Annotated in this window: 11 protein-coding genes; 3 read left to right on the top strand and 8 right to left on the bottom strand. The window is 57.7% G+C overall.

Annotated elements, in window-relative coordinates; all coding sequences use genetic code 11:
* Nucleotides 1–2 precede the first annotated feature (2 nt).
* From NPS58_RS19695 to rpmH, 8 genes are all read right to left on the bottom strand, one after another.
* Nucleotides 3–794, bottom strand: a complete 792-nt coding sequence (locus NPS58_RS19695) for a ParA family protein (protein ID WP_028942555.1) — start codon at nt 792–794, stop codon at nt 3–5.
* A gap of 18 nt (nt 795–812) precedes the next feature.
* Complete coding sequence (gene rsmG, locus NPS58_RS19700; RefSeq protein WP_274116968.1) at nt 813–1,457, bottom strand: 16S rRNA (guanine(527)-N(7))-methyltransferase RsmG; 645 nt, start codon at nt 1,455–1,457, stop codon at nt 813–815.
* A complete protein-coding gene (gene mnmG / locus NPS58_RS19705) occupies nt 1,454–3,346 on the bottom strand; it encodes a tRNA uridine-5-carboxymethylaminomethyl(34) synthesis enzyme MnmG (RefSeq protein ID WP_274116969.1) in 1,893 nt (630 codons plus the stop codon). The genes rsmG and mnmG overlap by 4 nt, the downstream gene beginning before the upstream one ends.
* A gap of 515 nt (nt 3,347–3,861) precedes the next feature.
* Complete coding sequence (gene mnmE, locus NPS58_RS19710; protein WP_274116970.1) at nt 3,862–5,232, bottom strand: tRNA uridine-5-carboxymethylaminomethyl(34) synthesis GTPase MnmE; 1,371 nt, start codon at nt 5,230–5,232, stop codon at nt 3,862–3,864.
* 82 nt (nt 5,233–5,314) lie between these two features.
* Nucleotides 5,315–6,997 carry a membrane protein insertase YidC gene (gene yidC, locus NPS58_RS19715; RefSeq protein WP_274116971.1) on the bottom strand — a complete coding sequence of 561 codons (1,683 nt, stop codon included), beginning with the start codon at nt 6,995–6,997 and terminating at the stop codon, nt 5,315–5,317.
* A 2-nt stretch (nt 6,998–6,999) separates the two neighbouring features.
* Entirely contained in the window at nt 7,000–7,245 is a 246-nt protein-coding gene (gene yidD / locus NPS58_RS19720; protein ID WP_082071379.1) for a membrane protein insertion efficiency factor YidD, read from the bottom strand.
* Nucleotides 7,238–7,642, bottom strand: a complete 405-nt coding sequence (rnpA, locus tag NPS58_RS19725; protein WP_045186563.1) for a ribonuclease P protein component — start codon at nt 7,640–7,642, stop codon at nt 7,238–7,240. The genes yidD and rnpA overlap by 8 nt, the downstream gene beginning before the upstream one ends.
* A gap of 13 nt (nt 7,643–7,655) precedes the next feature.
* Complete coding sequence (rpmH, locus tag NPS58_RS19730) at nt 7,656–7,790, bottom strand: 50S ribosomal protein L34 (RefSeq protein WP_002551315.1); 135 nt, start codon at nt 7,788–7,790, stop codon at nt 7,656–7,658.
* 580 nt (nt 7,791–8,370) lie between these two features.
* Between rpmH and dnaA the strand changes: the two genes are divergently transcribed.
* From dnaA to recF, 3 genes are read left to right on the top strand one after another with little or no spacing between them, the layout of a single operon-like run.
* Nucleotides 8,371–9,885, top strand: a complete 1,515-nt coding sequence (dnaA, locus tag NPS58_RS19735) for a chromosomal replication initiator protein DnaA (protein ID WP_274116972.1) — start codon at nt 8,371–8,373, stop codon at nt 9,883–9,885.
* 39 nt (nt 9,886–9,924) lie between these two features.
* Complete coding sequence (dnaN, locus tag NPS58_RS19740; RefSeq protein WP_274116973.1) at nt 9,925–11,028, top strand: DNA polymerase III subunit beta; 1,104 nt, start codon at nt 9,925–9,927, stop codon at nt 11,026–11,028.
* A gap of 19 nt (nt 11,029–11,047) precedes the next feature.
* The gene (gene recF, locus NPS58_RS19745; RefSeq protein ID WP_028942563.1) at nt 11,048–12,151 is read left to right on the top strand and encodes a DNA replication/repair protein RecF; all 1,104 of its coding nucleotides are present in this window, start codon (nt 11,048–11,050) and stop codon (nt 12,149–12,151) included.
* Nucleotides 12,152–12,155 lie beyond the last annotated feature (4 nt).

A 12,155-nucleotide genomic window follows, 5' to 3' on the forward strand; every position in this document is an offset into this window, starting at 1 on the left:
CCTTAAGTTGTTTGTGCAGTGCGAGATGGACGGCGCTGACGGCGTACGAGTTCCCCAGCCAGGGCCAGGTAAGCCAGTGCTCCACGCGATTGCTTATCGTAGGCCAGGGCCGGCATGCCGAAACTCGGCGCCTCGGCCAGGCGAATGTTACGCGGGATCACCGTGTCGTAGAGCTGATCGCCAAAGTGCTCCTTGAGCTGCGCCGACACATCGTTGATCAGGCTCAGGCGCGGGTCGTACATGGTCCGCAGCAGGCCTTCGACCTTCAGGTTCGGGTTCAGGCGTTCGCCAATGCGCTTGATGTTATCCACAAGGTCGCTCAAGCCTTCCAGGGCAAAGTATTCACATTGCATCGGAATGATGACGCCATCGGCAGCCACCAGCGCGTTGAGGGTCAGCATCGACAGCGACGGCGGACAGTCGATCAGAATGTAGTCGTAGTTCTCGCGAATGGGCGCCAGCGCCGTGCGCAGGCGACTTTCCTTCATCTGCATTTCCAGCAGCACTACCTCGGCAGCGGTCAGGTCGCGGTTGGCCGGCAGTAGTTGGTAACCACCGTGTTCGGAGAAATGCATGGCCTGGGCCAGGTCGCACTCCCCGATCAGCAGGTCGTAGACCGAGTGTTCCAGGACGTGTTTATCCACACCGCTACCCATGGTGGCGTTGCCCTGTGGATCGAGATCGATCAGCAGTACGCGGCGCTTGGTAGCCACCAGCGATGCTGCGAGATTGATGCAGGTGGTGGTTTTACCCACGCCACCCTTCTGGTTCGCGATTGCGAATACCTTAGCCATTCTTGCTTGTGTTCCCAGTCATGCCGTGCGGCGCAGTATCAGCAGATGGCGTTGGCCTTGGCAACCCGGAACGGTCAAGGCCTGCTCGCTATCTACTCTGAAATCTGCCGGCAATGCTACCAGTTCATCGGCAGGATGCAGCCCTTTCATTGCAAGCCACTGCGTCTTGTCGTCACCGAGGTGGCGCGTCCAGTTGGTGAAGTTCTCCATGCTGCTGAAGGCACGAGAAACAATTCCAGTGAACGGGAGTGGCGGCTGGTACTCCTCGACCCGCTTGTGGATAACTTGCAGGTTGTCCAGCTTGAGCTCCAGTTTTACCTGGGTCAGGAAGCGGGTTTTCTTGCCGTTGCTGTCGAGTACCGTGACTTGTTTGTCCGGATGCAGGATAGCCAGCGGAATGCCAGGCATGCCGCCACCGCTGCCGACATCGAGCCAACGCTCGCTGTGGATAAACGGCATGACACTCAAACTGTCGAGCAGATGGCGGGACACCATTTCGTCCGGATTGCGCACGGCGGTCAGGTTGTATGCCTTGTTCCACTTGATCAGCAAGGCCAGGTAGGCCAGCAATTGCGCGTGCTGGGCCTCGCTCAGCTCGACGCCGAGCTGGCGGGCACCTGTGGACAACTCTTCGGCGTGTTGAGGGGTGACCAGAGAACTCAAGCGCTTTGCTCCAACTCGCGGCCTGCGCCACGTTTTTTCAGATGAATCAGCAACAGGGAAATGGCCGCCGGGGTCACACCCGGGATACGCGATGCCTGGCCCAGAGTCTGCGGCCGGGTCTGGCCGAGCTTGCTCTGAATCTCCTTGGACAGACCGGAAATACCGCTGTAATCGATATCTTCCGGCAGGCGGGTGTCTTCGCTGGCACGCAGGCGGGCGATTTCTTCCTGTTGCCGGTCGATGTAACCGGCGTATTTGGTCTTGATCTCGACCTGCTCGGCGACCTGTGGATTGATTTCGGCACCACCGGTCACTTCCATCAGGCCGGCGTAGTCGATTTCCGGCCGGGTCAGCAGGTTGAGCAAATTGTATTCATGGCTCAACGGCGTGCCGAATTTCTCGGCAATGGCCTGACCTTGAGCGGTATCCGGACGCACCCAGGTAGATTTCAGGCGCTGCTCTTCCTGTTCGATACCTTCGCGCTTGGCGCTGAAGGCTGCCCAACGCTGGTCATCGATCAAGCCCAGTTCACGGCCTTTTTCGGTCAAGCGGAGGTCGGCGTTGTCTTCGCGCAGGATCAACCGGTATTCGGCGCGCGAAGTGAACATGCGGTACGGCTCCTGGGTACCCAGGGTAATCAGGTCATCGACCAGTACACCGATGTACGCCTCGTCGCGGCGTGGACACCAGCTTTCGCGGCCCTGGGCGCGCAGTGCGGCGTTGGTCCCGGCCAACAGGCCTTGAGCACCGGCTTCTTCGTAGCCGGTGGTGCCGTTGATCTGCCCGGCGAAGAACAGACCGCCGATGACCTTGGTTTCCAGGCTGTACTTGAGGTCACGCGGATCGAAATAGTCGTACTCGATGGCGTAGCCGGGGCGCACGATGTGCGCGTTTTCCATACCGCGGATCGAACGGACGATCTCCAACTGCACATCGAACGGCAAGGATGTGGATATCCCGTTCGGGTACAGCTCGTGGGTATTCAGCCCTTCGGGCTCGATGAACACCTGGTGGCTTTCCTTGTCGGCAAAGCGGTGAATCTTGTCTTCGATCGACGGGCAGTACCGAGGACCAATACCTTCGATCACCCCGGAGTACATCGGCGAACGATCGAGGTTCGACGCAATGATCTCGTGGGTACGGGCATTGGTATGGGTAATCCAGCAACTGACCTGACGCGGATGCATGGCCTTGTCGCCCATGAACGACATCACCGGGATCGGCGTATCGCCTGGCTGCTCGGTCATCACCGAGAAATCCACAGAACGACCATCGATGCGCGGAGGGGTACCGGTTTTCAGGCGCCCGACACGCAGCGGCAATTCACGCAGGCGATGGGCCAGGGCGATGGCAGGCGGATCTCCGGCGCGGCCGCCGGAGTAGTTTTGCAGACCAATGTGGATAAGTCCGCCCAGGAAAGTCCCGGTAGTCAGCACCACTGAGTCGGCCATGAACCGCAGGCCCATTTGGGTGACCACGCCGCGGACTTGGTCTTGCTCGACGATCAGGTCATCGCAGGACTGCTGGAATATCCACAGGTTGGGTTGGTTCTCAAGAATCTCGCGCACCACTGCCTTGTAGATGGCGCGGTCGGCCTGTGCGCGAGTAGCGCGCACAGCTGGGCCTTTGCGGTTATTCAATACACGGAACTGGATACCGCTCTTGTCAGTGGCCAGTGCCATGGCACCGCCGAGCGCATCGATTTCCTTGACCAGGTGGCTCTTTCCGATACCACCGATGGCCGGGTTGCAACTCATATGACCGAGGGTTTCCACGTTATGGGTCAACAGCAGGGTTTTTACGCCCATGCGTGCAGACGCAAGCGCAGCCTCGGTACCGGCATGGCCGCCGCCGATGACGATCACTTCAAAACGGGAAGGGAAATCCACCACGCACCTCGTGCCTGTTTCGGGAATAGATAGGAATAACGCACAAGTATAGGGACTTACCCCCCTCTAAAGGAACCTTTTGCACAAAATTTAACCAGGCTGTGGATGAGTGGCGAACAATAGAAATAAAGAGAGAGAAATTTATTAAAGCTTTGTTTTTATGTTTATTCTTATGCACCACCTGTTCTGTGGATAGATCTCTACAGGCCTTTATTTACTGTATGTACAGCGATTCAAAACCCTGTGGTCTAGTGGCCATGAGTGCTATGGATAAGCGCTTTAAGCCTGTGGATGAAAGCCCTACTTACCCACAGGCGCAGTTATCTTCAGTTTTGAAGGCCAGTTATCAACGGAGCTGAAGGCGAGTTTTCCACAGGGCTTATTGCACAGAAATGTGGAAAGGCAGGCGCGTGAGAAGACAGGACGAGCGCAGTCGCTGTCCTGAATAGAAGGGAGTCAGGGGATAAAAGTGCGTCAGCCGGGCCCGTTGCAGGCCCGGCTGTGAATAACGACGCTTACTTGCCGATGCAGAAGCTGGAGAAAATTCGACCCAGCAGGTCGTCGGAACTGAAGGCGCCGGTGATCTCACCCAGGGCCTGCTGGGCCTGGCGCAGGTCTTCGGCCAGCAGCTCCCCAGCACCGGCCAGGGTCAACTGGGCCCGACCATGCTCAAGGTGTGCACTGGCCTGACGAAGCGCTTCCAGGTGCCTTCTGCGCGCACTGAAGCTGCTTTCGGCGGTCTGCTCGTAACCCATGCAGGCCTTGAGGTGCTCGCGCAGCAGCTCAAGCCCCATGTCCGTGTCCTTGGCACTGAGGGTAATGGTCACGTGGCCATCCTCACTCTGTTCCATGGCAATAGTCTCGCCACTCAGGTCAGCCTTGTTGCGGATCAGCGTGACCTTGGCAGGATCCGGACGCAGATCGAGGAACTCTGGCCACAAGGCAAAGGGGTCGCTGGCTTCGGGCGCCGTCGAATCGACCACCAGCAGCACCCGATCGGCTTCAGTGATTGCCTTGAGTGCACGCTCCACGCCGATTTTTTCCACATGGTCATCGGTGTCCCGCAGGCCTGCGGTATCAACGACATGCAGGGGCATGCCATCGATGTGGATATGTTCACGCAGAATATCCCGGGTGGTGCCGGCGATGTCGGTGACGATGGCCGCTTCACGCCCGGCCAGGACGTTGAGCAAACTGGACTTGCCGGCATTCGGACGCCCGGCGATGACCACGGTCATGCCATCCCGCAGCAAAGCGCCCTGCCCGGCTTCACGCTGCACTGTGGATAAATTGGCGCGCACGTCATCGAGCATGCTCAACACGTGGCCGTCGGCGAGGAAGTCGATTTCTTCTTCCGGGAAGTCGATTGCCGCTTCCACGTAGATGCGCAAGCTGATCAGTTTCTCGGTGAGGTTATCCACTCGACGGGAGAACTCACCCTGCAACGAGCGCAAGGCATTGCGCGCAGCTTGTGCAGAACTGGCCTCGATCAGGTCTGCAATCGCTTCGGCCTGGGCGAGGTCGAGTTTGTCATTGAGGAATGCCCGCTCGCTGAACTCGCCCGGCCGGGCCAGGCGACAACCCAGTTGTACACAGCGCTGCAGGAGCATATCCAACACCACCGGACCACCGTGGCCCTGAAGCTCCAGGACGTCTTCACCGGTGAAAGAGTTCGGTCCGGGGAAGAACAGGGCAATTCCTTCGTCCAGAACCAGGCCGTCTTCAGCCCGGAAAGGCCCGTAATGGGCATGGCGTGGCGTCAATTCACGACCACAGATAGCCAGCCCGGCCTGCTTTGCCAGGGGGCCGGAAAGCCGCACGATCCCCACTCCCCCACGTCCCTGGGCGGTAGCGATGGCGGCAATGGTTTCACGCACAGTGTTCATGTTCGAAGCCTCACAACAAAAACGACAGATAGCAAAACGCCCCACGAGGGGGCGTTTGTCCACAGGTTAGCTGACTAACCCGTTAAGCAGCGGCTTTACTGGTAGCCTTTTCGATACTGCGAGTGATGTACCACTGCTGTGCGATCGACAGGCAGTTGTTCACAACCCAGTACAGCACCAGACCTGCAGGGAACCACAGGAAGAAGAAGGTGAAGATGATTGGCATCAGCTTCATCACCTTGGCCTGCATCGGATCCGGCGGAGTCGGGTTCAACTGCTGCTGGATGAACATGGTTGCACCCATGATGATCGGCAGGATGAAGAACGGATCCTTGATCGACAGGTCAGTGATCCAGAACATCCATGGTGCCTGACGCATCTCGACGCTTTCCAGCAGAACCCAATACAGCGAGAGGAAGACCGGCATCTGCACCAGGATTGGCAAGCAGCCACCCAGCGGGTTGATCTTCTCTTTCTTGTATAGCTCCATCATGGCCTGCGACATTTTCTGCCGGTCATCACCATGTTGTTCTTTCAGGGCTGCAAGTTTCGGAGCCACGGCGCGCATACGTGCCATCGATTTGTAGCTGGCGGCCGACAGCGGGAAGAACAGCAGCTTGATCAGCATGGTCAGGACGATGATCGACCAGCCCCAGTTGCCGAGTAGGCTGTGGATATGTTGCAGCAACCAGAAAATAGGCTGTGCGATGAACCACAGGATGCCGTAGTCGACGGTCAGTTCCAGACCTGGGGACAACTCTTTGAGCTTCTCCTGAATCTTGGGACCGGCGTACAGCACGGTGCTGGTTTCGCCTTTGGCGCCAGCCGCTACGTTCAGCGCCGGGCCAGTGAAGCCAATGATGTAGTTGCCCTGGCTGTCCTTACGGGTCTGAACGATGTTGTTGTCAGACTTGTTTGGAATCCAGGCGGTAACGAAGTAGTGCTGCAGCCAGGCTACCCAGCCACCGGAAACATTTTCTTTCAGATTTCCCTTGTCGATGTCTTTCATCGACACTTTTTTATAGGGCTCCGAACTTGTCCACAGGGCTGCGCCGAGGTAAGTCGCGGTACCTGTAGCGGTGCTCGAGGATGGATCCGAGCTCGCGTCGCGCTTGAGTTGCGCGAACAGGTTACCGGTCCAGGGCTGTGCGCTCTGGTTGTCGATCAGGTAGGTAACGGTCAGGTCGTACTCACCGCGCTTGAAGGTAAAGCGCTTGATGTAGTTGACGCCGTTGTCGCTGAACTTCAGGTCGACAACCATTTGGTCCTGGCCATCAGCCAGCTGGTACGTTTTCTGATCAGCGGCATACAGGGGGCGGCCGGTTGGGCGCGCATCCGGACCGTTGACGCCGGTCAGGCCACTTTGGGCCAGGTAGGTACGCTCGCCGCCGTTGTCGAACAACTGGAACGGAATATCCGGATGATCTTGACGACGCGGATACTTCGGCAGCATCAGCTGAGCGATATCACCGCCGTTTGGATCGATAGCCAGGTCCAGGACATCAGTCTTGACGCGAATCAGGTCCTTGCTGACTGCAACCGGAGCCAGCTCGGCAGGGCTGGATTCAGCGTTGGCGCTCGGCACATCGGCGCTGGCGCCAGTGTTGCCGGCCTGCGCAGTGTCCGGCAGGGCCGGGGCAACATTGCTGGCAGCAGTATTCTGAGTCGGCAGGGCAGCTTGGCCGTAGTCCTGGTTCCAATTAAGGACCAGAACGTAGGACACGATTGCCAGGGCGACGATCAGGATCGTGCGTTTAATATCCATGATTACTCGGCTATCGAAGAAGAACGGGAAGAGGGAGCTGGCGGAACCGGGTCAAAACCGCCGGCATTCCACGGATGACAACGCCCCAGGCGACGAACGGTTAGCCACCCACCGCGTAGAAGGCCATGGTTTTCGATGGCTTCTAGCGCATAGCAGGAGCAACTGGGGTAGAAACGACAGTGGCTGGCCATCAGTGGACTAATGGCATAACGGTAAAACTGGATCGGAACGAGCGCCAGTTTACGCATCTTGACTGTCTACCCCCACAGAGTCGGTGTTCACCACTGGAGCGGGCCGACTGCGTGCGAGGCGCTTCCAGAGCTTGCCAAAATGTTGGTGCAATTCTGGGTTTTCAATCTCGCCCAACCCTTTGCGCGCGACGATCACGATATCCCAACCTGCAAGCAAGTGCTGGTTCAGGCGAAACGAATCGCGCATCAGGCGTTTCAGGCGATTGCGTTGAACGGAGAGCTTGACGCTCTTTTTCCCGATCACAAGCCCCAGGCGGGGGTGATCCAGACCGTTCTCGCGGGCAAGGAGCAGCAGGTTTTTCCCTGGAACCTTGCCGGTTGGGGAGTCGAAGACCGCTTTGAAGTGTCGGGGGATAAGCAGACGCTTTTCCCGACTGAAGTCCTGACTCACCACCAGTGCCGAAAAATCAAACTGCCAGACGCTTACGGCCTTTGGCACGGCGACGCGACAGAACGGCACGACCGTTCTTGGTAGCCATACGGGCACGGAAACCGTGAGTGCGAGCGCGCTTGATGGTGCTTGGTTGGAAAGTACGTTTCATGGCGTGTTACCTGGTTCGTCCACAACGGGCCGGAATGGCCCCCGTTTTAAGAGACCGGCGATTCTAGAGAAAGCAGGGCCACAGGTCAATTTCCAACCAGGTTTTCCTTATAGACGGAAAATCACACCCGCTGACCGGTAAGCCAAGGTTCGCGAACCAACACGTGCTTAAACATAAAAAAAGAGAGAGGAATTATTTAAAGCTTTTCTGTAAAACTTATAGAACTTAAGCGGAGTATTTCTGTGGATAAAATGCTACAGGCCTTAATATACGTTATGTACAGAGATCTGAAACCTTGTCGAGAAGACGTGCTGCGGCTGTGTTGAATGCTCGGAAAACCTGTGGATCAAAACGATGGTTATCCACAGGTGAGTTATCCACCGATTTCAGCCCCCACTTGTGCAAAGACCTCAGGCGCGGTTATCCACAGAGCTTATTCACAGTTCTGAAAGGCCATTTTGGTCACTAAGCTGCTGATTTATCGCCACCCTTCGCGCACCTGCATGTGGATAACTGCGCTGGTGCTCGGTACAATGGCGGCTTGTTTTTGCCTCACCGGCTTTCAACTCAGGGGATATCCGTGTCAGTGGAACTTTGGCAGCAGTGCGTGGAGCTTCTGCGCGATGAACTGCCTGCCCAGCAATTCAACACCTGGATCCGTCCGCTACAGGTCGAAGCCGAAGGCGACGAGTTGCGCGTCTATGCGCCCAACCGTTTTGTTCTCGACTGGGTCAATGAAAAGTACCTGAGCCGTCTGCTCGAGCTGTTGGGCGAACACGGCAACGGCATTGCGCCTGCCCTTTCCTTATTAATAGGCAGCAGACGCAGTTCGGCACCTCGTGCTGCACCCAATGCGCCATTGGCAGCGGCCGTCGCTGCTTCCCAGGCTCAGGCTGCACAAACCGCCGTGGTCAAGGAGCCTGTCCAGGCACCCGCTGCTACGCCGGTGGTGGCTGAAGTCGAGGATGCGCCTTCGCGTGACAGCTTTGATTCGATGGGCGAGTCCAACAACGCCCCGGCCCCAAGCGGTCGTACCGAACAACGCACCGTGCAGGTCGAGGGTGCGCTCAAGCACACCAGCTACCTCAACCGTACCTTTACCTTCGAGAACTTCGTCGAAGGTAAGTCCAACCAGTTGGCCCGGGCGGCTGCCTGGCAGGTCGCCGACAATCCCAAGCATGGCTACAACCCACTGTTCCTGTACGGTGGCGTAGGCTTGGGTAAGACGCACTTGATGCATGCTGTGGGTAACCACCTGCTCAAGAAGAACCCGAACGCCAAGGTTGTCTACCTGCATTCCGAGCGTTTTGTCGCTGACATGGTCAAGGCACTGCAGCTCAATGCAATCAATGAGTTCAAGCGCTTCTACCGCTCGGTAGACGCCCTGCTCATCGATGACATTCAATTCTTCGCCCGTAAAGAGCGCTCCCAGGAAGAGTTTTTCCACACCTTCAATGCCCTGCTCGAAGGCGGTCAGCAGGTCATCTTGACCAGTGACCGTTATCCAAAAGAGATCGAAGGACTGGAAGAGCGCTTGAAGTCGCGTTTCGGTTGGGGCCTGACCGTGGCGGTCGAGCCGCCGGAGCTGGAAACCCGCGTCGCGATCCTGATGAAGAAAGCTGACCAGGCCAAGGTAGACCTGCCTCATGATGCTGCATTCTTCATTGCCCAGCGCATTCGCTCCAACGTCCGTGAACTTGAGGGTGCGCTGAAGCGGGTGATCGCCCACTCGCACTTCATGGGGCGCGACATCACCATCGAGCTGATTCGCGAATCGCTCAAGGATCTGTTGGCACTTCAGGACAAGCTGGTGAGTGTGGATAACATCCAGCGCACCGTGGCCGAGTACTACAAGATCAAAATTTCCGACTTGCTGTCCAAGCGTCGTTCCCGTTCGGTTGCCCGTCCACGCCAGGTGGCCATGGCACTGTCCAAGGAATTGACCAACCACAGCTTGCCGGAGATCGGTGACGTGTTTGGCGGCCGCGACCACACCACGGTGTTGCATGCGTGCCGCAAGATCAACGAACTCAAGGAATCCGATGCGGATATCCGCGAGGACTACAAGAACCTGCTGCGGACCCTGACGACGTGATTGGCGTCAGCGCAGCTTATTAAGGCAAGGGACTAGACCATGCATTTCACCATTCAACGCGAAGCCCTGTTGAAACCCCTGCAACTGGTCGCAGGCGTCGTCGAGCGCCGCCAGACCTTGCCGGTATTGTCCAACGTATTGCTGGTGGTTCAGGGTCAGCAGCTGTCGCTGACCGGTACGGACCTGGAAGTGGAACTGGTTGGCCGCGTGCAACTGGAGGAGCCTGCCGAGCCGGGCGAGATCACGGTACCTGCGCGCAAGCTGATGGACATCTGCAAAAGCCTGCCGAATGACGCACTGATCGACATCAAGCTCGACGAGCAGAAGATCGTGGTCAAGGCTGGCCGTAGCCGTTTTACCCTGTCGACCCTGCCTGCCAACGACTTCCCGACGGTGGAAGAAGGCCCGGGTTCTCTGACCTGCAACCTTGAGCAAAGCCGTCTGCGTCGCCTGATCGAGCGCACCAGCTTTGCCATGGCTCAGCAGGACGTGCGCTACTACCTCAACGGCATGCTGCTGGAAGTCTCCACTGACACCCTGCGCGCCGTGGCGACCGACGGTCACCGCTTGGCCATGTGCTCGATGCGTGCCGACATTGGCCAGGCCGATCGCCATCAGGTCATCGTGCCACGCAAGGGCATCCTGGAGCTGGCGCGCTTGCTCACCGAGCCCGATGGCATGGTCAGCATCGTCCTGGGCCAGCATCACATTCGTGCCACTACCGGAGAGTTCACCTTCACCTCCAAGCTGGTCGATGGCAAGTTCCCGGATTACGAGCGCGTGCTTCCTAAAGGCGGCGACAAACTGGTTGTCGGCGATCGTCAGGCGCTGCGTGAGGCGTTCAGCCGTACTGCCATCCTGTCCAACGAGAAGTACCGCGGTATCCGCCTGCAACTGGCCAACGGCCAGCTGAAGATCCAGGCGAACAACCCCGAGCAGGAAGAAGCGGAAGAAGAAATCAGCGTCGACTACAACGGTAGCTCGCTGGAAATCGGCTTCAACGTCAGCTACCTGCTGGACGTACTGGGTGTGATGACTACTGAGCAAGTTCGCCTGATCTTGTCGGATTCCAACAGCAGTGCGCTGCTGCAGGAAGCTGACAACGACGACTCCGCTTACATTGTCATGCCGATGCGTCTGTAACTTGTCCAGCAGACTCTAGATGTCCCTCAGTCGCGTTTCTGTCACCGCGGTGCGTAACCTGCACCCGGTGACCTTCTCTCCCTCCCCCCGCATCAATATCCTGTACGGCACCAACGGCAGTGGTAAAACCAGTGTGTTGGAAGCCGTTCATCTACTGGGCTTGGCCCGCTCTTTCCGTAGTACCCGCCTGACGCCGGTGATTCAGTATGAGCAATTGGCTTGTACGGTATTCGGTCAGGTCGAGCTCAATGAAGGCGGCACCAGTAACCTGGGTATTTCGCGGGATCGGCAAGGTGAGTTCACCATCCGCATCGACGGGCAGAACGCCCGCAGTGCTGCACAGCTGGCGGAGATTCTGCCGCTGCAATTGATCAACCCGGACAGCTTTCGCTTGCTCGAAGGTGCTCCAAAAATTCGCCGGCAGTTCCTTGATTGGGGTGTGTTCCACGTGGAACCACGCTTCATGGCCACTTGGCAACGCCTGCAGAAGGCTTTGCGGCAGCGGAACTCATGGTTGCGGCATGGTACACTTGACGCTGTTTCGCAAGCGGCCTGGGACCGAGAGCTGTGCCTGGCCAGTGCTGAAATAGATGAATACCGCCGAAATTACATCAAGGCCTTGAAGCCAGTCTTTGAGCGAACCCTGAGCGATTTGGTCGAGCTCGAAGGGCTGACCCTGAGCTATTACCGTGGCTGGGACAAGGATCGAGAACTCAGTGAAGTCCTCGCTTCGTCCCTGCAACGAGATCAGCAGATGGGCCATACCCAGGCCGGGCCACAACGAGCTGATTTGCGCCTGAGACTCGGCGCTCATAATGCCGCCGATATTCTTTCTCGGGGCCAGCAAAAACTTGTGGTTTGCGCGTTGCGTATCGCCCAGGGACATTTGGTCAGCCAGGCTCGGCGCGGCCAATGTATTTATCTAGTGGATGACTTGCCGTCAGAGTTGGACGAGCAACACCGCCGCGCACTTTGCCGCTTGTTGGAAGACTTACGCTGCCAGGTATTTATCACCTGTGTAGACCACGAATTATTGAGGGAAGGCTGGCAGACGGAAACGCCAGTTGCTCTGTTCCACGTGGAACAGGGCCGTATCACCCAGACCCACGACCATCGGGAGTGAAGGC

Source organism: Pseudomonas putida (genome assembly GCF_028682455.1).
Lineage (GTDB): Bacteria > Pseudomonadota > Gammaproteobacteria > Pseudomonadales > Pseudomonadaceae > Aquipseudomonas > Aquipseudomonas putida_AA.